The organism is Bradyrhizobium jicamae, from assembly GCF_018130215.1.
Taxonomy (GTDB): domain Bacteria; phylum Pseudomonadota; class Alphaproteobacteria; order Rhizobiales; family Xanthobacteraceae; genus Bradyrhizobium; species Bradyrhizobium jicamae_A.
The window spans coordinates 16,398-37,586 of sequence record NZ_JAFCKQ010000057.1 but is presented as its reverse complement, the minus strand read 5'-3'; the positions used below and the strand labels follow the sequence as shown (position 1 = coordinate 37,586).

20 protein-coding genes and 1 riboswitch are annotated in these 21,189 nt (G+C 65.1%); of the genes, 10 read left to right on the top strand and 10 right to left on the bottom strand.

What is annotated here, in order from left to right; genetic code table 11:
* Positions 1-12: 12 nt before the first annotated feature.
* Positions 13-309 (bottom strand): hypothetical protein, encoded by a 297-nt coding sequence (locus JQ586_RS35450; protein WP_212399281.1) that lies wholly within the window; start codon positions 307-309, stop codon positions 13-15.
* A 158-nt stretch (positions 310-467) separates the two neighbouring features.
* Positions 468-528, top strand: a riboswitch (Fluoride riboswitch).
* A 131-nt stretch (positions 529-659) separates the two neighbouring features.
* On the opposite strand from JQ586_RS35450, the gene JQ586_RS35445 reads away from it, so the two are divergent.
* Positions 660-1,868 (top strand): cation:proton antiporter, encoded by a 1,209-nt coding sequence (locus tag JQ586_RS35445; protein ID WP_212399280.1) that lies wholly within the window; start codon positions 660-662, stop codon positions 1,866-1,868.
* Between the two features lie 70 nt (positions 1,869-1,938).
* Here JQ586_RS35445 and JQ586_RS35440 read toward each other — a convergent pair whose 3' ends face one another.
* Positions 1,939-2,148 carry a hypothetical protein gene (locus JQ586_RS35440; protein WP_212399279.1) on the bottom strand — a complete coding sequence of 70 codons (210 nt, stop codon included), beginning with the start codon at positions 2,146-2,148 and terminating at the stop codon, positions 1,939-1,941.
* Between the two features lie 263 nt (positions 2,149-2,411).
* Between JQ586_RS35440 and JQ586_RS35435 the strand changes: the two genes are divergently transcribed.
* Together JQ586_RS35435 and JQ586_RS35430 are read left to right on the top strand one after the other, a co-directional pair.
* Positions 2,412-2,852: a hypothetical protein gene (locus JQ586_RS35435; protein ID WP_212399278.1), complete on the top strand. Its 441-nt coding sequence runs from the start codon at positions 2,412-2,414 to the stop codon at positions 2,850-2,852.
* Between the two features lie 113 nt (positions 2,853-2,965).
* Complete coding sequence (locus tag JQ586_RS35430; protein ID WP_212399299.1) at positions 2,966-4,201, top strand: MFS transporter; 1,236 nt, start codon at positions 2,966-2,968, stop codon at positions 4,199-4,201.
* 10 nt (positions 4,202-4,211) lie between these two features.
* On the opposite strand, the gene JQ586_RS35425 is transcribed toward JQ586_RS35430, so the two are convergent.
* From JQ586_RS35425 to JQ586_RS35405, 5 genes are all read right to left on the bottom strand, one after another.
* Complete coding sequence (locus JQ586_RS35425; RefSeq protein ID WP_212399277.1) at positions 4,212-5,807, bottom strand: S8 family serine peptidase; 1,596 nt, start codon at positions 5,805-5,807, stop codon at positions 4,212-4,214.
* A gap of 528 nt (positions 5,808-6,335) precedes the next feature.
* Entirely contained in the window at positions 6,336-6,740 is a 405-nt protein-coding gene (locus JQ586_RS35420; protein ID WP_212399276.1) for a DUF4864 domain-containing protein, read from the bottom strand.
* Between the two features lie 88 nt (positions 6,741-6,828).
* Complete coding sequence (locus JQ586_RS35415; protein ID WP_212399275.1) at positions 6,829-7,674, bottom strand: caspase family protein; 846 nt, start codon at positions 7,672-7,674, stop codon at positions 6,829-6,831.
* An 80-nt stretch (positions 7,675-7,754) separates the two neighbouring features.
* A complete protein-coding gene (locus JQ586_RS35410; RefSeq protein ID WP_212399274.1) occupies positions 7,755-9,281 on the bottom strand; it encodes a lysozyme inhibitor LprI family protein in 1,527 nt (508 codons plus the stop codon).
* Between the two features lie 140 nt (positions 9,282-9,421).
* A complete protein-coding gene (locus JQ586_RS35405; protein WP_212399273.1) occupies positions 9,422-9,856 on the bottom strand; it encodes a hypothetical protein in 435 nt (144 codons plus the stop codon).
* A gap of 141 nt (positions 9,857-9,997) precedes the next feature.
* Here JQ586_RS35405 and JQ586_RS35400 point away from each other — a divergent pair, with 141 nt between their 5' ends.
* Positions 9,998-10,750 (top strand): Crp/Fnr family transcriptional regulator, encoded by a 753-nt coding sequence (locus tag JQ586_RS35400; protein ID WP_212399272.1) that lies wholly within the window; start codon positions 9,998-10,000, stop codon positions 10,748-10,750.
* A gap of 226 nt (positions 10,751-10,976) precedes the next feature.
* On the opposite strand, the gene JQ586_RS35395 is transcribed toward JQ586_RS35400, so the two are convergent.
* Positions 10,977-11,525 carry a cupin domain-containing protein gene (locus JQ586_RS35395; RefSeq protein ID WP_212399271.1) on the bottom strand — a complete coding sequence of 183 codons (549 nt, stop codon included), beginning with the start codon at positions 11,523-11,525 and terminating at the stop codon, positions 10,977-10,979.
* Between the two features lie 281 nt (positions 11,526-11,806).
* Between JQ586_RS35395 and JQ586_RS35390 the strand changes: the two genes are divergently transcribed.
* The 3 genes from JQ586_RS35390 (at position 11,807) to JQ586_RS35380 (ending at position 14,974) form a co-directional block, all read left to right on the top strand.
* A complete protein-coding gene (locus JQ586_RS35390; protein WP_312017063.1) occupies positions 11,807-13,135 on the top strand; it encodes an aspartate aminotransferase family protein in 1,329 nt (442 codons plus the stop codon).
* Between the two features lie 106 nt (positions 13,136-13,241).
* Positions 13,242-14,507: a D-amino acid dehydrogenase gene (locus JQ586_RS35385; protein ID WP_212399270.1), complete on the top strand. Its 1,266-nt coding sequence runs from the start codon at positions 13,242-13,244 to the stop codon at positions 14,505-14,507.
* 20 nt (positions 14,508-14,527) lie between these two features.
* Positions 14,528-14,974, top strand: coding sequence for a GNAT family N-acetyltransferase (locus tag JQ586_RS35380; RefSeq protein ID WP_212399269.1), 447 nt, complete (start codon positions 14,528-14,530; stop codon positions 14,972-14,974).
* Positions 14,975-15,031: 57 nt separating this feature from the next.
* On the opposite strand, the gene JQ586_RS35375 is transcribed toward JQ586_RS35380, so the two are convergent.
* A complete protein-coding gene (locus JQ586_RS35375) occupies positions 15,032-18,166 on the bottom strand; it encodes a multidrug efflux RND transporter permease subunit (protein ID WP_212399268.1) in 3,135 nt (1,044 codons plus the stop codon).
* Positions 18,167-18,461: 295 nt separating this feature from the next.
* Between JQ586_RS35375 and JQ586_RS35370 the strand changes: the two genes are divergently transcribed.
* Positions 18,462-18,782, top strand: coding sequence for a hypothetical protein (locus JQ586_RS35370; RefSeq protein WP_212399267.1), 321 nt, complete (start codon positions 18,462-18,464; stop codon positions 18,780-18,782).
* A gap of 62 nt (positions 18,783-18,844) precedes the next feature.
* Here JQ586_RS35370 and JQ586_RS35365 read toward each other — a convergent pair whose 3' ends face one another.
* Positions 18,845-19,495: a TetR/AcrR family transcriptional regulator gene (locus tag JQ586_RS35365; RefSeq protein WP_249148567.1), complete on the bottom strand. Its 651-nt coding sequence runs from the start codon at positions 19,493-19,495 to the stop codon at positions 18,845-18,847.
* A 152-nt stretch (positions 19,496-19,647) separates the two neighbouring features.
* On the opposite strand from JQ586_RS35365, the gene JQ586_RS35360 reads away from it, so the two are divergent.
* Both JQ586_RS35360 and JQ586_RS35355 read left to right on the top strand, forming a co-directional pair.
* A complete protein-coding gene (locus tag JQ586_RS35360; protein WP_212399266.1) occupies positions 19,648-20,145 on the top strand; it encodes a (2Fe-2S)-binding protein in 498 nt (165 codons plus the stop codon).
* On the top strand, positions 20,142-21,188 hold the full coding sequence (locus JQ586_RS35355; protein ID WP_212399265.1) for a xanthine dehydrogenase family protein subunit M: 1,047 nt from the start codon (positions 20,142-20,144) through the stop codon (positions 21,186-21,188). Before JQ586_RS35360 ends, JQ586_RS35355 begins: the two co-directional genes overlap by 4 nt.
* Position 21,189: the final 1 nt, after the last annotated feature.

Here is a 21,189-nt window from a genome sequence, read left to right as displayed (position 1 = left end):
GCCGTGGCGGTCCTACTTCAGGGCGCCGAGCACCGTGCCCGAGGCGGCGACGATGCCGAGCCCGATGACGCTCGCACGCCACAGAAACTGCTGACGTGCGGCGCGTCGGTCGTGGAAGGCCAGCCAGTCGCGAACAAAGCCCGCCGGAATGTCGAAGATCACGGCAGGTTCCTTGCCGTGATGGGTTTCGTGCTCGCAATACATCGTTCTGACCGTCGACACGCCCAGCCGCTCGAGCTCACAATGCCATTCCCAGGCATGCTTGCCGTTGGTCCAGCGATTTTCGAAGGGGATCACGTGTGATTCCATGACGAGCCTCCGGCTCTCCTCGAAACCCACGGCGCGAGCATAGTCCGTTTCAAAAGCAATTGCGAGATTTGAAGGTGCATCGGCAGTTGCGTTCCGCGACGCTGCAGGCGCCGTGGAGGTGCAGGCTCCTCTTGCATTCACCCCGGTCGCGCCTACTATCGCGGAACGGGGATGGAGTCCCCCAAAACCGCCGGACCGGCTGATGACTCCTGCCACGCTGCAACGCGAGCAGGAGGATTGATGATGTTCCAGCCGGCTGTCCCTTGTTGTGCCCCGCTTCATGCCGCCCAGTGTGCTTCGGCCGTCGGCCGAATGGTCAGGTATTCAGCCATTGTCGGTTGGAGGCTGCCATGACCGGTGTCTGGGGACTCGCCGCGCTGTGGCTCGGCCTGGCGCTCGCCGCCAGCCTGTTGTCGATCTGGCTGCGGATCTCGACCGCGCTTTCGGAGATCGTGGTGGGCACCATCGCGCAGCTCTTGATCGGCGCGCTGATCGGTCCGTCGATGCTCGGCACCGACGAGTCGTGGATCAGGTTTCTCTCCGGCATTGGCGCGATCGTCCTGACGTTTCTCGCCGGCGCCGAACTCGATCCGGCGGTGTTCAAGCTGAAATGGAAGGAGGCGGCCACGATTGGCCTCGCGAGTTTCCTGCTTCCTTTCCTGGTTTGCGCGGCCGGCGCGCACTACCTGCTCGGATGGGATGTGATGCCGAGCTGGCTCGCCGGAGTCGCGATGTCGACAACCTCGGTAGCCGTCGTTTATGCGGTCATGATCGAATTTGGCTTCAACGTCACGGACTACGGCAAGACCGTGCTTGCGGCCTGCTTTGTCACCGATCTCGGCACGGTGGTCGCGCTCGGCTTGATCTTCGCCCCCTTCACTTTCAAGACCCTGGTTTTTCTCGGGGTAGGCGCGGTGGTCTTCATCATTCTGCCCTGGCTGACGCCCCGGTTCTTCCGCCGTTATGGAAATCGTCCTTCCGAGCTGGAGACCAAGTTTCTGCTGCTCTGCCTGCTTGGAATGGGGGCGCTTGCGACCTGGGCCGACAGCGAGGCGGTGCTCCCCGCCTATTTGATCGGAATGGTGCTGGCGGGCACCGTGGGCAAGGATCATGCGCTGGTGAGGCGGTTGCGCACGCTGACCTTCGGGCTGCTGACGCCGTTCTACTTCATACGTGCGGGATCGTTCGTCTCGCTTCCGGCGCTGGTCGCGGCGCCTGCATCATTTGCCTTCTTCCTGCTGCTCAAGATGGCTGCCAAGGTCGCCGGCGTGCTTCCGGTCACGAGGCTGTTCGGCTCCCCGCGCAAGGAAGCCATGTACACAACGCTTCTGATGTCGACCGGGCTGACGTTCGGGACCATTTCGTCACTCTATGGCCTGTCGCATGGCATCATCACCCAGGAGCAGTATTCGGCGCTGGTGGCGGCCGTGATCGGAAGCGCGGTGATTCCGACGATCATCGCCAACGCGTATTACCTCCCGCACCATCTGCTTCCCGATCTCCAATCAAGGCTGGCCGCGACGCCGGGCATCGAAGCCACGTTAGGGGAGGCCGAGTAAGGGCGTCGGTAAGGTCGCACCCTGCCCCTGCCGGCAAGGCGACCCAGGAGCAAGCGGGTGCGCGGCACGCCTAGCTGTTGAACCCGTCCCATTTGCGCCAATGAGTCGGCTGGATGTCGGCGTGCGTCCGGTTCGAATCGTCGACCCATTCGGCGCCCTGCCGGTGACAGGGGAAGACAAGCGCATGGACAATTCCATCAAAGTCGAGGACGCAGACCTCGAGGTCACGGTCTGACGGTGCGATGGAAACGGGTAGCCATTCCGCTGACGACGAATGCATGATGACCCTCCGACGATCTCGCGGGCTCAATTTGTCGACGGGCGTGTGACCGCGGCCCACACGCCGCCATCCCGACGAAATGATAGTCCGCATTTGCGGGCCGGCAATGTGAACGGGCTCGCATTGTTTCAAACTTTCTCATCACGATGATTGCGGTCCGATGCACGATATTCCCGGACCGGCCGCGGGCCGCGATGCGGGGATTGAACTTCCGGACGCCGCTGTCGACCAAACCAGCATTGCTATGGTGTCAGGAGTATCCAATGCCGAACCGGAGAATGCGTGCAGCGGCCGTCGGCCTTGCCGCGGTGGCTGCGATCTTGTCGGTGCCGGCTTCGGCCGCATCGCTCCCGGACGACAGCGGCTGGCTGATCCGCATGATGACTTGCAGCGCCGAGGGCCTCCCGATCGAGGTCTATCTGCCGCAACCGGTCGTGTTCTCGGATCACGGCATGAGTGCCGGCCAAACGGTCGGTGGCTACTACACGCTGGATCTGAGCAGCATCAACAAGGGCAAGGGGCTCGAGCCGGTGCGCGTGACGATGAGCGCGGACAAGAAGTTCATCACCGTCAACCAGTACACGCGCGGCCTGCCGCCGACACGCATTCCGGTCGGCGGGGGCACGGTCGAATTCGATCACCGGTTCGCCCAGCATGCCAAGTGCGGCCCGTTCCAGGCACAGGACCCGAATTTCGGCAATTGATCCGGCGCGCAGCTGATGTCTCTCGGGGGTGCGCGCCCCGTCGCTCTTGCATGCCTAATCTCTCGGCATTGTGGCTTGACCTTCAGGCAATTGCCGACGAAGTTGCGCGCGTGGTGGAAATTCCTTCTCAATTCTCCTTCGAATCCGACCGGTTTATTCCCGACTCGCGCCGGGCATGGCTGCGGCTTGCCGTCGCCGTAGTCATCGGCTCGCTCGGCAGCGTCGGCATGTGGTCCGTCGTGGTGGCGCTGCCGGTGGTGCAGTCCGATTTCGCCGCAACGCGCGGAACGGCGTCGCTCGCCTTCACCATGGTGATGCTCGGCTTCGGCCTCGGCCAGGTGGTGACCGGCAAGATCAGCGACCGCTATGGCATCGTCACCGCGATCGGCGCCGGGATCGGTATCCTCGGCCTCGGCTATATCGGCGTCGGCTATGCGCCGTCGATCTGGGCCTTCATCCTGCTGCATTTCGCGATCGGCCTGTCGTCGGCTGCTACCTTTGGTCCGCTGATGGCAGAGGCTTCGCACTGGTTCGAGCGCTATCGCGGGCTTGCGGTGGCGATCGCCGCGAGCGGCAACTATGTCGGCGGCACGCTGTGGCCGCCGGCCGTCAATTTTGCCATCGAGGGCTTCGGCTGGCGGGCGACCCATATCGCGATCGGCATCTTCACCGCGATCGCCATGGCGCTCGCGCTCGCGGTGTTGCGCCTGCTGATGGGCGCGGCCGTCACGCGCAGCCATCTCAACGCAGCCCCGCCGAGAATGGACCTCAAGCTCTCCACCAATGCCCTGACCGCGATCCTGTCGCTGGCCTCGATCTCGTGCTGTGTGGCGATGTCGATGCCGCAGGTTCACATCGTCGCCTATTGCGGCGATCTCGGCTACGGCGTGGCGCGCGGCGCCGAGATGCTGTCGCTGATGCTCGGTTTCGGCATCATCAGCAGGATCGGCTCGGGTTTCCTCGCCGACAAGATCGGCGGTATCCGCACGCTGCTGATCGGCTCGGTCGCGCAGGGCACCGCTCTGCTGTTCTATCTGTTCTTCGACAGCCTGACCTCGCTCTATCTGATCTCGGCGATGTTCGGCCTGTTTCAGGGCGGTATCGTCCCGAGCTATGCGATCATCGTGCGCGAGGCGATGCCGGCCAAGGAAGCCGCGACCCGCATCGGCATCGTGATCTTCGCCTCGGTGTTCGGCATGTCGTTCGGCGGCTGGATCTCCGGCGTGATCTTCGACGCCACCGGCTCCTATGCCGCCGCGTTCGCCAACGGGCTCGCCTGGAACCTGCTCAACGTCACCATCATATTGCTGCTCCTGATGCGCGCACGGCAGCGGCTGGCGCTGGCGTAGCGCGGCAGTCTCAGAGCTGCTGGAACGCCGCAAACGCGTCGATCAGCCCGGCGCCGGCCGCGCCGGTGTCGGTGGTCGAAGCGGGCTCGCCGACATTGTCGTCGCTGCTGGTCGGATTGGCCGCGCCCCTGATCACGCTGCGCGCCGTGCGGCGCAGGATTGCCTTGGCGTCGGATGGCGACAGCCCGGGGTTCTTCTCCAGCAGCAGCGCGCATATCCCGGCGAGCTGTGGTGCCGCCGCGGACGTGCCGCTGAACACGGCCCATCCGTCGTCCGGCGCGGTGCCGTCACCGGGCCCCTCGTCGGGCGCAGCCTGCTCGCGGTCGATCGCCGAACCTGGCGGCACCGGCAACTCGATATAACTGGCGATCGGCAGCATGCCGACCAGCCCGCTGAAATCCGGCACCGCACGTCCGGGATAGATCTTGCTCTGGAACGCGCTCGCATAGTCCGACGCCTGCATGACGCCGGTCTCGTCGACGAACACGCCGCCGGCCGAGATCACGTTGGGCATCATGCCGGGGAACGAGAAGTGGCCGTTGCCGGCCGAGAACACCACGATGATGCCGCGCGCGATCGCGGCCTGGATCTCGGCCTCCAGCGCCGCCATGTTGTTCGGCAGTTCGCTCATCTGCGTGCCGTCGGGATTGCGCAGATCAAATCCCATGCTGAGCGAGATGATCTGCGGATCGTGCAGCAGCGCCTGCTGGAATCCCTCCAGCATGGATGCGCCCCCGTTCGGATTGCCGTCATTGTCGACCTTGATGCCGACGAATGTGATGCCTGGTGCGACCGCAAGCAGGTTGGCGGACTCGCCGGTGCCGTGGCCGTTGACGTCGGTGGCGTCGTTGGCGGCGTGCGGCGCCAGATCGACCGATGTGGTGTAGCCCTTGCTGACGAAATAAGGATGGCTGTGCATGAAGCCGGTATCCACCATGACGACGCGGACGCCCTTTCCGGTGGTGCCGGCCTTGTGCACCTTGTCGACGTTCAACAACCGTGTGACGCCGTCGGGTATCGAGAGATGAAAATAATTGACTTCCGGCGGCTTCAGCGACGGTCGGCGCGACGCAGCAGTGCCGGCCAACGTCGCGGCGCGCCGCGCGGTGCTGCGCGGCGTTGCCGCCATCTTTGCCGGGCGCGCGCCGCGCGCTTTGGCCCTGCGACCCATATAGATATGCGGCCACTGGATATAGGCGTCGTCGATCAGGCGGCCAAGCTCCGGCGGCATCGACCATGGCGCGCCCTGCGCGGGGAAATAGAGCGAGGGGAAAGCATAATCGATGGTCGGGTCGAGCCGCACCGCCGACAATTGGGTGCTGAAGGTCTGCTCGAACAGCGCGCGGTCGCAGCGCATCGACGCGGTGTAACTTCCGCGCCGGGTCAGGCGGAAGCCGAGGCGGCCGAGATGATACAGGGCCTCGTCGACGGCAATCGGATCGGGCTTGAATTCACCGACGGTCGACAGCGACAGCGGCGGCGCGAATTTGGTCGGTCCGTCATGGCCGCCGGGACGCTTGAAGGTCACGGCAAGGCGCAGTTCGTCCGAGGGAGGCGCGGATCGATCGCCGCGCGGCGACGTGGGGGCACGCTTGAAGGCATACATGTCAAATCCCTTTCCACGACCGATAAATGATCCTTAAAAAGCAGTGCGAAATTTCCTCTCAATAGAAGGAATGGGGCGGCGCAGCCGAGATGCTCTCGACACATGCCTCAAGCGGCTCCGGGACCTTCAGTGCGGGCGATGCATATCCACCGGCGCGGCCGAAGTCGGTTTGACCTGGCGGCTGCGGCGCGACCGGTGTCGCCTTCATCCCGAACATCGCCTCGAACGCGTCCGCCGCGATCGTGGCCGAGATCGTCGCCGCGCCCGAAGCCGTCGGCGTCAGGCCGTTGGCGCGGAGCAGTTCCTGCGCCCTGGCGACGCCGTCCGGCGTCTGCCAGTCGCGGCGAAGCAGGATCTGCAGGGTGATCGGGCTGTCGGGCGTTGCAACCTCCTCGAGGCGGAATCCATTGCAGCCGCGTTGCGGCTCACTGCCGGAACGGTCTAACGATAATCATTAGACAACCTGGACGCGAATCACGAATTGTTTGCGCCGCTGCGGCAATCTGCCGTCGCCGAATGTGAAGCAGGTCATACCGACTGGCCGGCCTTGAGCAGCGAGCAGCCGGTGATCTTCAGGCTGCCGTCGGCTTGCCGCTCCAGCGTGTAGAGCGCCTCCCACGCCTCGCCATTGGCATCGATGATGTGGACGCGCTGGGCGATCCATCCGCCCTCGCTGCGCGTCTCGCCGAATTCGAAGCTCCTGTGGCGATAGACCGGTGCGTAGTTGTTCTGCACCATCGTCATGAAGATGTCAGCCTGCGGAAAGATCTGCCGGATCGCCGGCGCCGCAAAGGAATAGGCCGCCGCGGCATCGTCGCGTCCGAAAGCCTGCTCCTGCGCGCGGATCACGTCCTGCGCGGCGGTGACGTCGTCGGCCATGGCAGGCGAGGCGAGGGCGATCAGAAGTGTGGCGATGAGCGCGATTGCACGCATTGGGGGCTCCGTCTCGGATATCTGCCGTGACGATACGGATCACACTCCTGTCCGGTTTCGAGCGCAAGCCGAGACGCCATCGCAGGCGTCAACGCGGAACGCTGCGTGGCAAGGCAGGTGTCGTCACCACATCGCGCGCAGGTTCCGCCTGCATTGTCGGCACGCCCTGGCCGGCAAAGTAGAACCGCGTTGCCATCGGAGATGAGGCGAGCCATGGCAACTGCCGCCCGTGTGTCTCCCTCTCCACCGCGAGCCCGACCTCGTTGAAGGTCCTGAACAGGCCATAGCCCTGGTGCCGGATGATGGCCGCAAGCGCGCGAGTGTAGGGGCTGTGACCGTGGTGGCCGTCGAGTGCGACGCTGCGCGGCTGGGTCGCGAACGAGATCAGCGTGCCGGGCGGCGCCTGCATCTGCGCCAGGCCTCCGCTCGTCGAACGGACGCCGCGGCCGCGAAATGGATTGTTGCGGCACGCATCGAGCAACACCAGATTGACCTTGGCGCCGGATTTCTCCATTTGCCCGAGCACGTCAGCCATGCCGATCAACTGCTCGAAGACGTCGCCTTCATCGGCCGGACGTGCGTCGACCGGAACGAGATAGTTCAGGCCGTGGGTTTCGACGCCGTGCCCGGCATAATAGAACAGCGCGACGTCGGCACCGGCCAGTTCGCGGCCAAAGGCCCGCAGGGCGTCGTCGAAGCGGCTCCTGGTCAGATCGACCAGCGCGCCGCCGCCGACCACGAAGAAGCCGAGTGTCGACAGCGTGTCCGACATCAGTCTCGCGTCAGCGGCCGGGTTCGGCAGTTTCGGCGCATCCTGATACGCGGAATTGCCGATGACCAGCGCGACGCGCTTTTCGGCGTGAGCGGCGGTGCCGAGGCACAGGACAAATGCCGCGACGATCAGGCGCGACAGCAGGCCGTTTCGGCCGGGCATGGGAATGCGCTCCGCGGGGCGGGGACCTCAGGCAGTCCTGGATTGGTCTGTCGGAACGGCGTCAGGTTCGATCGAATCCGTTACCGGATCGAGACCTTGAGGATGTCGACATCGGGCGAGGAGCGGACCGGAAACAGCCGGGCGGTGGAGGAGACATCGAGCCGGCGCTTGCATTTTGCCTCGTCGGCAGTGTCGTTCTCGGTGCCGTCCTTCCTGCTGTAGCGCCTGGTCGCGAAGACGTCGTCGAGCCGGTTGACGATCAGCATCGCATGGTCGCGTTCGAGCGTGTCCGGGTTCCTGCGCTGCTCGCCGGAGCGGAACACCCCACCGGCAATCCTGCCGGTCATGTCGTAATCGCAGCCGGCCTTCCAGTCGCCCTGGTCCCACTTCCATCCCGTGGCCTTCACGGTGCCGCTGCCATCAACGGTGATCCTGATGGCGGCGTTGTAGGCGAGCCAGTCGCCGGCGATCCCACTGCGCTTGTCGTCGAAGCCCTCGAGCAGCGCGATGCGCTCGCGTTGCAGGCTGTCGACACGATCGCGAGCGTTCGCGGTGGCGTGGACATCAGAGCTCAGCTTTTCCCAGGCCGGGTGCAGGAATTCCGGAAATTGCCTGGCCTGGCTCTTCACCCAATTGCGCTGGTCGTCGATCAGCGCGTGCCGCGTCGCCTCGTCTAGCCGCGCCTGCAAGGCCGTCCAGGCGCGATTGAGCCGCCGATCATTATCTGCGAGATCCGGATCGGCGCAGATTTCCTCGTCGGTCGCCGTCTCCGGCCGCGTGCAGTCGAAGGTCGGAGTGACGAAAGACGAGTTCGCCTTGGCGGACGGCGTGTCCCCGCCGGTGGCGAAATAACTGCCGGTGATCTGCCACATCGAATCGCAATCGGTCAGGCCGTCCCAGTCGTCGCTGCCCTCGATGCCGACGATACGCAACGTTTCGCCCTGGCGGCGGATCTTGAGCGACGGCGGTTTTGGCGGTTGGGTCTTAGCCGTCATACCGGCTGATTTGTCGGGGTCGGCGAGCACCGGTCCGGCGATCCAGTTCGCCGCAGCCGGCTTGACTACCGCGGTGAACTTGCAGCTTCGGTGCAGGTCGCTGCCATAATCGGAATCCAGGTCGGCCGCGACGCGATAGCCACCGCCGTCGGCCGGCGTGACGGCAATGCGCCCGAATGCGTTGGTCCATGCCCCGGTCAGTCCGGAACGGCCGAAGTTGGCCGCGATCTCACCCACCACCGCGGCGCGCACGCGCAGCGTCTCGGCAAATCCCTGCCGCGCTTCGTCACCGCTGCGGTCCGGGAGCGAACTGGCCGCCTGAAGAATCATCTCATTGAACCAGGCTTGATCGCGCTTCAGGAGCGGTTTGACATTGGCCGGCGCCCCGGCGAGTGCCTCGCCGAACGCCTTGTCGACCTGCGCCACCATCTTGTCGTAGCCGGCCTTCTTGCAATCGGCGGTCTTGATCAGGTTGTCGCCATCACCGCACAGCTTGATCGCGGTCGGCGCGCTGCTCCAGGCGAGCAGGTCATTGTCCATTGCTTGCGAAGAGACCGGTGCGAGGACGGAGCCGATAGCGGCGAAGGCCGCAAGACGTGACAATGCAGGCATGGGCGTGAACTTGAACCATTGGGCCGCGGCATGCCGCCCTCGCGGCTTAGGTCGCGAGCCGCGCCGCCCGGGTTCAATCCCTTTCGTGTCCGTCAGGCGGAGTGCGCCGCACGCCGACGAGGTGTGGCGCTTGCCAAGCGTCAGTTGACGCGGCGTCTGCCGTGTTTGAGCGCATCGGCTGTCGGGCATCCGGTCCGCGGCCGATGCAACGTCATGAAGGGCCGCTCGATCGTGACGGTCTGGCAGCCGAACTGCGCAGATACGTCGGCGACGACGGTGGCGACCGCGTTGTCGATCTGCGATCCCGGCAGATGGGCCACGATCAGGTCGCCGATATTGAGCCGCCTGCGAACTCGCAGGTCGCAATCGATCCGGTAGCTGAAGACGGCATGGATGACGCCGCGGCAATCCCGGATCGCGATCAACCCCGCCTGCGGCGAGCCGTCCCGGCAGCGCTCATGCACGAACTGCAGCCACTGCTCCGTGGAAATACTGGCGTCGTGCATGAATACCAGCGGATAGGCGGCGATCGCGTGCCGATGATCAATCGGAAGTGCCTGGAAATGCTCGTTCATCGCCGAATTCCCCGATGACCGGCGAAATTGCTGGGGATCGGCGGGGGCGGCAATGATCTGGATCAATGCTGCCGATTGTTGATCCAGATCAAATCGGGATGAATTATACGATCGACAGCGAAACCACGGCGGACCCGAGCCATGCGCATTGCCGAACCCCTGCAGGACGACTGTCCCGGTGCGGTGCAGCGTGATTGCAGGCACGGTCACACCGAAAACGGCTGCGAGGACTGCAAGGTCAGGCTGTTCAGCGTCTGCGCAGCACTGGAGTCGTGCGAGCTCGACGAACTCGACCGGATCAGTCATGCACGGCAGATTCCGGCGCACAGCACCCTTTTCGAACAGGGCGCCCTGGCAGGCAGCGTCTTCAATGTCACCGAGGGCATCGTGCGGCTGTACAAATCCCTGCCTGATGGACGCCGGCAGATCACGGGCTTTGCCTTGCCCGGCGACTTTCTCGGCCTTGCCTTGCAGGATCGCTATGGCGTGAGTGCGGAGGCCGTCACACCAGTGTCGGTCTGCCGCTTCCTGCGGACCGCGTTCCTGTCCTACGTCGATCGCAAGCCGCATCTGCTCCGTCGCCTGCATGAGTTCGCCGGCCACGAGCTGAGCCTCGCGCAGGACCAGATGCTGCTGCTCGGGCGGCGGACCGCGGAGGAGAAGATCGCAGCGTTCCTGCTCAACATGCAGGCGCGCTACGCGCGCATCAAGTCGATGTCCGTCACGGTACCGTTGCCGATGAGCCGCCAGGACATCGCCGACTATCTCGGGCTGACCATCGAGACGGTGAGCCGTACGGTCACCAGGCTCGCGCGCGAGAAGGTCCTCCTGATCGTTCCCGACGGCGTGCGTTTGCTCGACCAGGAGCGGCTGAAGCGGATCGGCGTCGCCTGACACACGGCGCCACGTTTTGATCCAGCACAAGGCGAGCCGCGCGCCGGCGCGCTAGGTCTTCTCCATCAGCCAACGGAGAAGACGTATGTCCCTCGACACCATCCTCGTCGTGATCGCCGTCACCGCGATGTTCGCCACCATCGCCGCCGTCATCGCCTGGGGCGACAGGCAGACCCGCCATCTGTGATGCGATCAGTGGCCGACGCAGCTTGGCGATACGCCGGGCTCAAAACGTCGGCGGCGTGCAGGCGCTTATCACCTCGCAGGGCTTGGCACCGATGCAGCGGAAGCGGTGCGGCCGGCGGCTTTCGAAATAATAGGCGTCGCCGGCGTTGAGCACGCGCCGCTCGTCGTCGACAGTGACCTCGAGCCGGCCGCTCACCACGATGCCGCCTTCCTCGCCTTCGTGCACCAGAGGCACCCGGCCGGTGTCGCTGCCGGGCTCGTAACGTTCCTTCAGGATCTGCAAGGCGCGCCCGAACAGGCTGTCGCCGATCTGACGGTAGGAGATCGGCTTCTTGCCGATCTCGGTCAGCTCATCGGCACGGTAGAACGCTTTGCGCGGCCGCTCCGGCTCGATCGCGAAGAACTCCGCAAGCCCCATCGGGATGCCGTCCAGGATGCGCTTCAGCGCGCCGACCGACGGGTTCATCTGGTTGGATTCGATCAGCGAGATCGTCGAATTGGTCACGCCGGACCGCTTGGCGAGCTCGCGCTGCGACAGCTTGTGCCGCGCGCGGATGAATCGCAGCCGACCTCCGATATCGACGCTCATGGTCCAATCCCTGTTGCAGGTGTTGCGGATCGAACAAATCTTGGCAGACCGCACCAATGAGATCAATGGCTTGCGTTGCGGCAGAAAAGGACTTGTTGAGTGACGCGAAGCGTGGTCCGACTATCCGGCGACAATAGCGTTTTCATAGCGTCTTCGAGCGACGTGCAGCCCGGTTCGCCGCAGGAAAACGCACCAGAGACGCATCAAACATGACTAGCGCCTGGTTCTGATGCCATCAGGACCGAGAGGGCTCTAGGCGACAGCAGCAATGGAGCGCCGCCGTGACCGTTCATCAGATTCCGAACACCATCAAGACCGATTCGTTCTGGATGCCCTTCACGGCGAACCGGCAGTTCAAGAAGACGCCGCGGCTGTTCTCTTCCGCCAAGGGCATGTACTACACCTCTGTCGACGGCCGCCAGGTGATCGACGGCTCCGCGGGCCTTTGGTGCGTCAATGCCGGCCATGGTCGCCCGGAGATCGCCTCCGCGGTGGAGCGGCAGCTCTCGACGCTGGATTTCGCGCCCTCCTTCAACATGGGCCATCCGCTGGCGTTCGATTTCGCCGAGCGGCTCGCCGAGATCGCGCCCAAGGGGCTGGACCGCATCTTCTTCACCAATTCTGGTTCTGAATCGGTCGACACCGCGCTGAAGATCGCGCTCGCCTATCATCGCGCCGCCGGCCAGCCGACCCGCACCCGCCTGATCGGGCGCGAGCGCGGCTATCACGGCGTCGGCTTCGGCGGCATGTCGGTCGGCGGCATGGTCGCCAACCGTCGCCAGTTCGCGACCCATCTGCCGGGTGTCGATCACATCCGCCACACCCACGACATGGCGCGCAACGCCTTCGCCAAGGACCAGCCGGACCATGGCGCCGAACTCGCCGACGATGTCGAGCGGATGGTGGCGCTGCACGGCGCCGACACCATCGCCGCCGTGATCGTCGAGCCGGTGCCCGGTTCGACGGCGGTGCTGCCGCCGCCGAAGAACTACCTGCAGCGGCTGCGCGAGCTCTGCACCAAGCACGGCATCCTCCTCATCTTCGACGAGGTCATCACCGGCTTCGGCCGCCTCGGCGCGCCGTTCGCGGCCAACTTCTTCGGCGTCACGCCCGACATGATGACGACCGCCAAGGGCATCACCAACGGCACCGTGCCCTGCGGCGCGGTGTTCGCCAGCCGCCAGGTCCACGACGGCCTGATGGTTGGCCCCGACAACGCCATGGAGCTGTTCCACGGCTACACCTATTCGGCGCATCCGGTGGCCTGCGCCGCCGGCCTCGCCACGCTCGACATCTACAAGGACGAGGGCCTGCTCACCCGCGGTGCGCAGTTCGCCGATTACTTCCGCGACGCCCTGCATTCGCTGAAGGGCCTGCCCAACGTGGTCGACATTCGCAATGTCGGCCTGATGGGCGCGGTCGAAGTCGCACCCCGCAAGGACGGCGTCGGTGCGCGCGGCTACGACCTCATGGTCGATTGCTTCAACAACGGGCTGTACTTCCGCATGAGTGGCGATTCGCTCGCGATGTCGCCGCCTTTGATCGTCGAGAAGAAGCATATCGACGACATGGTCTCGATCCTGGGCGACGCCATCAAGCGCGTGGCCTGATAATTGCTAGCTTAGTATTCGCTAGCCCTACAAAGTGCTGTCGCCGTTGCGAAGCAGACTGGTTTCGCAGCGGCGACAGCGTTGCCGCTGCAGGTTGTGAGGAAGCGTGAAAGTCCTTGTTCTCGGCAGTGGCGTGATCGGCGTCACCTCCGCCTATTACCTCGCGCGCGCCGGCCACGAGGTGACGGTGATCGACCGTCAACCCAAGCCCGCGCTCGAAACCTCCTTTGCCAATGCCGGCGAGGTGTCGCCCGGCTACTCGTCGCCCTGGGCCGGCCCGGGCGTGCCGGTCAAGGCAGTCAAATGGCTGTTGATGAAGCACGGCCCGCTGGTGATACGCCCGAAGGTCGATCCGGTGATGTGGCTGTGGCTGCTCAAGATGCTGCGCAACTGCACGACGGCGCGCTACGCAGTCAACAAGAGCCGGATGATCCCGATCGCGGAATACAGCCGCGATTGCCTCCAGGCATTGCGTAGCGAGATCGGCATCCGATACGACGAGCGCGAGCGCGGCACTTTGCAGCTGTTCCGCTACCAGTCTCAGCTTGACGGCACCGGCGACGACATCGCCGTGCTCAAGCAATATGGCGTGCCGTTCGAGGTGCTCGACCGCGATGGCTGCATCGCCGCCGAGCCCGCGCTTGCGCAGGTCAAGGAGAAGTTCGCCGGCGGGCTGCGGCTGCCGCAGGACGAGACCGGCGATTGCCACATATTTACGCAGGCGCTGGCGCTCGAAGCCGAAAAGATCGGCGTGCGCTTCCTGTTCAACACCGGCATCGATGGCCTGAACGCGGATGCCAGCCGCATCACCGGCGTCGCCACCAGCGCCGGGATGATGCAGGCCGATGCCTATGTCCTGGCGCTCGGCAGCTACTCGCCGCACCTGGTGCGGCCGCTCGGCATTTCGCTTCCGGTCTATCCGGTGAAGGGCTATTCGATCACGGTGCCGATCAAGGATGCGGCCGGCGCGCCGGAATCGACCGTGATGGACGAAAGCTACAAGGTCGCGATCACGCGGCTCGGCGATCGCATCCGCGTCGGCGGCACCGCCGAAATCTCCGGCTATTCGACCAAGCTCTACGCCGCGCGGCGCGCGACGCTGGATCACTCGCTGACCGACCTGTTCCCGCGCGGCGGCGACCTTTCGAGAGCCACGTTCTGGTGCGGCCTGCGCCCGATGACGCCCGACGGCCCGCCGGTGATCGGCGCGACGCGGTATTCGAACCTGCACCTCAACACCGGCCACGGCACGCTCGGCTGGACCATGTCGTGCGGCTCGGGCCGGGTGCTGGCGGACCTGATATCGGGGAAGCAGCCCGAGGTTGATACCAAGGAATTGTCGATCGGCCGCTACGATCACCGCTTCGGGTGAGGCCTCATCGGAGCAAGCCAATGTCGACGCCGCAGATACCGGCCGAATACGAGATATCGACCGACAGGCAACGCCTCGATGTGGCGGTCATTCACAGGTTTCTGGCCGAAGAGAGCTATTGGTCGCCGGGAATTCCGCGATCGGTCGTGGAGCGAGCGATCCGGAACTCGCTTTGCTTCGGCGTGTACCATCGCGCCGCGCAGGTTGGCTTTGCGCGGGTTGTCACCGACAAGTCGACATTTGCATTGCTCGCCGACGTGTTCATCCTCGAGGCACATCGCGGCAAGGGTCTGTCCAAGGCGTTGATGCGATGCGTCGTCGATCACGAAGACCTGCAGGGACTGAGGCGTCTGCTGCTGCTGACCTCGGACGCTCACGGCTTGTATCGCCAGTTCGGGTTCGACGCGATCGGAAGCCCGCAGCGCTTCATGGAGATTGTTCGGCCCGACATCTATCGGTCGGCGTGACGACCTCGCGACGGCGGTGCCGGCGGGTCTGGTCGCAGGTTCGCTTCCCTGCCGACGTCACTCGGCGGCGTTCCTGACCTCCGGAGGCTTCGTATCGGTGTCGTCGCGCCTGGCCGTCCAGTCCGAAAGCGCGTTCGAGAGACGATCGAGATAGAGGTACACCACCGGCGTCGTGAACAGCGTCAGCGCCTGGCTCACGATCAGGCCGCCGACCATCGAATAGCCGAGTGGCTGGCGGATTTCCGATCCCGTGCCGGTGCCCAGCATCAGCGGTACGCCGCCGAGCAGCGCCGCCATCGTCGTCATCATGATCGGGCGGAAGCGCAGCAGGGCGGCCTTCCGGATCGATTCACGCGGCGACAGATGCTCCTCGCGCTCGGCCGCGATCGCGAAATCGACCATCATGATGCCGTTCTTCTTCACGATGCCGATCAGCAGGATGATGCCGATCAGGGCGATCAGGCTGAAATCGAACCCGAACGCCATCAGGATTGCCAGCGCGCCGACCCCGGCCGATGGCAGCGTGGAGAGGATGGTGAGCGGATGGATGTAGCTTTCATAGAGCACGCCGAGGATCAGATAGACCACCACCAGCGCCGCGAGGATCAGGAGCGGCACCGTGCCCAGCGATTGCTGGAACGCCTGCGCGGTGCCCTGGAAGCTCGAGCTGAGCGTGGGCGGCGCGCCGAGATTGTTGACGGCGTCCTGGATGGCATCGGTGGCCTGGCCGAGCGCGGTGCCCTCGGCAAGGTTGAAGCTGATCGTTGTCGCGGGAAACTGCCCCTGGTGGGCGATCGAAAGCGGCCGTACCGGAACCGTGGTCCACTTGCAGAATTCCGACAGCGGCACCTCGTCGCCCGTCGTCGGGGACTTGATGTAGAGCTTGTCGAGCGTGTCGAGCTTGCCCTGTAGCTCCGGGAGGACTTCCAGGATCACGTGGTAGCTGTTGAGCTGGGTGAAATACTGGGTCACCTGGCGCTGGCCGAACGCGTCATACAGCGTATCGTCGATCAATTGCGGCTGGATCCCGAAGCGCGACGCGGCGTCGCGATCGATGGTCAAGGTCAGCGTCGTTCCCTCGGTCTGCTGGTCGGTGGCGACGTCGCGCAATTGGGGCAGGGTCCGCATCCTGGCCAGGATTTTCGGCGCCCATTCATTCAGTTCGTCGAGGTTCGCGTCCTGCAGCGTGTATTCGAACTGCGTCCGGGTGGCGCGGCCGCCCAGCCGCACGTCCTGGGACGCCTGCATGTAAAGACGGGCCCCCTCGACCTGCTCGAGCTTCGGCCGCAGCCGCGCGATGATCTGCTGCGCATCCGCATCGCGCTCCTCGCGCGGCTTCAGCGTGATGTACATGCGGCCGGAGTTCAGCGCAGTGCCGCCGCCGCCGATGAACATCGCGATGCTGTCGACGGCGGGATCGGCCTGGACGATCTCGCTGAGCTGCTCCTGATGCCGCTTCATGTCGGCAAACGAGATGTCCTGGGCCGCCTCCGACACACCCGTCAGGAAGCCGTTGTCCTGCTGCGGAAAGAAGCCCTTGGGGATGATCACGAACAGATAGACCGACAGTGCGACGGTCGCGAAGAAGATGCACAACGTGGTCAGGCTCCAGCGCAGCGCCAGATCGAGCCCGCGCTGATAGCCATGCAACATCCTGTCGAACGCCCGCTCGCTCCATTGGTAGAGGCGGCCGTGCCTGGCTTCGCCATGTGCGCGCAGGAAGCGCGATGCCATCATCGGCGTCAGCGACAGCGACACCACCAGGGAGACGAAGATGGCCATGGCGAGCGTGACCGCAAACTCGCGGAACAGCCGGCCGATGACGCCGCCCATCAGCAGCAGCGGGATCAGCACCGCGACCAGCGAGATACTGATCGAAACGATCGTAAATCCGATTTCACCGGCGCCTTTGAAGGCGGCAGCGAGCGGCCGCTCGCCCTGCTCGACGTAACGCGTGATGTTCTCCAGCATGACGATGGCGTCGTCGACCACGAAGCCGACGGCGATCGTCAATGCCATCAGGGACAGGTTGTCGAGCGTGTAGCCGAGCGCCCACATCAGCGCGCAGGCGCCCAGCAGCGCGAGCGGCACGGTCACGGCAGGAATCACCGTCGCCCAGAAGCTGCGCAGGAACAGGAAGATCACCATCACGACCAGAACGATGGTGATCAGCAGCGTGATCTGGACGTCCTCGACGGCGGCGCGGATGGTCAGTGTCCGGTCGCTGATGATCTTGATCTTGATGGCGGGAGGAATGGTGGCGATCAGCCTGGGAAGTTGTGCCTTGATGCGGTCGACGGTTCCGATGACATTGGCGCCAGGCTGCTTGAAGATGACGAGGAACACGCCACGCTTGCCGTCCGCCCAGGCGGCCTGCTTCATGTCCTCCGGCCCGGCGACGGCCCGGCCGATGTCGCGGATCCGCAAGGGGCCGCCGTTGCGGTAGGCAATGATGACGTCGTTCCATTTCGCGGCATCGAGCAACTGATCGTTGGCATAGATCGTGTAGGCGCGCTTGTCGCCGTCGATGCTTCCCTTCGGACTGTCGGTCGTCGTGATCGCGATCTGGTTGCGGATATCTTCCAGCGACAGCCCCTTGGCAACCAGCTTCGCCGGGTCGATCTGGACGCGAATCGCGGGCTTCTGCTGGCCGCCGATGAACACCTGGGCGACGCCCGAGATCTGGCTGATCTGCTGTCCGAGTTGTGCGTCGACCGCATCGCTCACGCTGATCAGCGGCACGGTGTCCGAGGTCGCCGACAACAGCATGATGGGCGAGTCGGCCGGGTTGACCTTGCGATAGGTCGGCGGCGTCGGCAAGTTCTTCGGCAGCTGGCCGCCGGCGGCATTGATCGCACCCTGGATGTCGTTGGCCGCGCCGTCGATGCTGCGGTTCAGCTCGAACTGGATGGTGATCGCGGTCGAGCCGAGCGAACTCGTCGAGGTCATTTGAGCGATACCGGGGATCTGGGCGAGCTGTCGCTCCAGCGGCTGCGCGACCGAGGAGGCCATCGTTTCCGGGCTGGCGCCCGGCAGGCTTGCCGAGACCTGAATGGTCGGGAAGTCGACCTGCGGCAGCGGCGCAACCGGCAGCAGCGGATAGGCGACCATTCCGACGAACAGAATGCCGGCCATCAAGAGCGACGTTCCGATCGGGTAGCGGATAAACGGAGATGAGATGCTCTCGTTCATTTCTGAGATCCAGATGAACGGCACGCGCATCTTTTCCCGGAGATCGGGAGTCGTACCCGAAAACTCGAGCGCGCACGCGCGTTTTCCTCGCCATGACCGGTGGGTGGATCGCGGAGTTGGCCTTCGCGTCTACCTTTTTTCGGACAGGATACTCACTCGAGGGGACATTGCGCGAATGGAAACATCGGAAGTCGCATTCGACCTTCGTTCTATCGTTGGAACCTGCTCGAACGCCAGCTAGGAACGCGGCCCCGCGGAGCCCGTTCCTCATGGTCGAACCAGGAGAGGACGTCACATGAAGCAGCTGACAGCGATCGGATTGGCGGCGGCCATGGCATTATCGGCCTCGCCGGCGTCTGCGCAGGGCGCCGGCGCGGCCGGTGGCACGGGGACCGGACCAGGCGCACGCAACCTCGGCACGACCGGCATGGGGACGAGGGGAATAACCCATCCGCCCGGCAGCACCATCAGGGGCAATTTGACGTTGAACAGAGGTTCAACCGCGACGACCGGCTATTCGACGAGCCCGAACAACGATCCCTCGATGGAGACTGGATCGTCAGGGGCATCGAACCTGCCGGGGAACAACAGCACGCGGTCGACCAGTCCGCATTGATCGATAGCACACAATGATCGGAGAGATGCCTGCCAATCGACGCATGGTGACGCCGGTTCGACCTATCTCGACCGCGTCGCGGTTCTTTTCCGGCCCGGCTTGCGCTGAGCTGGCGGAATCCCTGTGGCCGCCGGAGGCTGCACCCTCAGCCCGTCCACGAACACATCCAGAAGCCGCAGCGCGGTGGCCTGCCAGCCGGGCTGATCGTGCATGTAGCACATGCCGATCAGCGCGCGCAGGACGTCCTCGGCGCTGATGTCGCCGCGGATCGCGCCCGCCGCGACCGCGGGCTTGAGCAGGGCGTCGATCGCCTTGGTCAGCCGATCGAACGAATAGGCGTGCAATTCGCTCGGGCCGTGGGCGACCAGCGCGAGCGCCGCCACCATGCCCTTCTTGGTCGCGACGAACTGGACATTGGCGCGCAGCCAGCGGCGCAACGCCTCGACCGGGCAGGGCGCGCCCTGAAGTTGCTCGGCGAGATCACCGAGCTGCTCGACCTCGCGGCGATAGACGGCCTCGTACAGGGCCTCGCGGGTCGGGAAGTGCCGGTAGAGCGTGCCGATGCCGACGCCAGCGTGCCGCGCCACGGCTTCCAGGCTCGCGTCGCTGCCGCCGGCCGAGAACACCGCCTTCGCGCTTTCCAGCACCCGCTCGCGGTTGCGCACCGCATCGGCGCGCGGCTTGCGAACAATTTCTGTTGATGCACCGGCCATTGGTTTTTCTTTTCACCCTCCCTTGTTAACCGGAGGATGCCTCCGTATATGGCGACCAGCATCCGGCCTGACAAGGCGCGCCGATCTGGGATCGGCGGCCACGGGATCGCGTTGCCTCGATTCCACCGACCATACACGGATCGGAGCCCTGCATGAATCACTCCATTAGCCTGACCATCAACGGTGTGCTGCGGGAGGTCGCGCTCGCCGACCCCCGCGTCACCCTGCTCGATCTCCTCCGCGAACGGCTCGACCTCACCGGAACCAAGAAGGGATGCGACCGCGGCCAGTGCGGCGCCTGCACCATCCTGGTCGACGGCCGCCGGATCAATTCCTGTCTCGCGCTCGCCTTAAGCCATGACGGTGCCGAGATCACCACCATCGAAGGCGTCGCGCGTGGCGACCAGCTGCACCCGGTGCAGGCCGCCTTCATCGCGCATGACGGCTTCCAGTGTGGCTTCTGCACACCGGGCCAGATCATGAGCGCCATCGGCCTGATCGAGGAAGGCCAGGCCGGCGACGATCCGGAGCGTGTGCGCGAATGCATGAGCGGCAATCTCTGCCGCTGCGGCGCCTATTCCGGGATCACCGAAGCCGTGCTCGAGGCGCACGCCAACATGACCGCAGCAAAGCAGAGGCGCTCCGCATGATGAACTTCGATTATGTCAGGCCGGCCAATGTCGCGGATGCGATCGCGGCGGCAAGTGAGAAGGGCGCGGTCTACCTCGCCTCGGGCACCAATCTGCTCGACCTGATGAAGGGAGGGGTCAGCCGGCCGAGCCGGCTGGTGGACGTCACGCGGCTGCCCGGGCTCGACCGCATCGAGCGTCTCGACGACGGCGGCTTGCGGATCGGCGCGCTGGTGCGCAATGCCGATCTGGCGCATGACGCCGCCTTCGCCCGCGACTATCCGGCAATCGCCGAGGCGCTGCTGTCGGGCGCGTCCGCGCAGCTCCGCAATGCCGCAACCGTCGGCGGCAACCTGATGCAGCGAACGCGCTGCGGCTATTTCTATGACGCGGCCAGCGCCTGCAACAGGCGCTGGCCGGGTGCTGGCTGCGACGCGCTTGAGGGCGAGAACCGCCTGCACGCCGTGCTCGGCTGGAGCGAGGGCTGCATCGCGACCCATCCCTCCGATTTCTGCGTGCCGCTGGTCGCGCTCGATGCCGTGGTCGAGATCGAGGGCAGAAGCGGGCGGCGCGAGCTGCCGCTCGAGGCGCTGCATCGTCTGCCGGGTGATACGCCGGACCGCGAGACAGCGCTGGAGCCGGGCGACCTGATCGTCGCGCTGCGCCTGCCGGCCGAGGCGCAGGGCTTCGCCGCGCATGCGCGTTACGTCAAGGTGCGCGAGCGCACGTCCTATGCCTTCGCGGTGGTGTCGGCGGCGGCAGCCTTGCGCATCGAGGATGGCAAGATCCGCGAAGCGCGGCTTGCGCTCGGCGGCGTCGCGGCAAAGCCGTGGCGCGCGCATGCGGCCGAGCAGCTGCTCGCGGGCACTGCGCCCGATGCGGCGGTGTATCGCGAGGCGGCGCGTGCCACGCTCGCGGAGGCAAGACCGTCCGGCGACAACGCCTTCAAGATCGAGCTCGCACAGCGCATCGTCGTGCGCGCGCTCACGCTTGCCGCCGCAGGCACGCCGGCGCGCATCCCCGCGCTGCCCGGTTCTCCCTTTTCATCCGTTGCTGGAGCGTGAC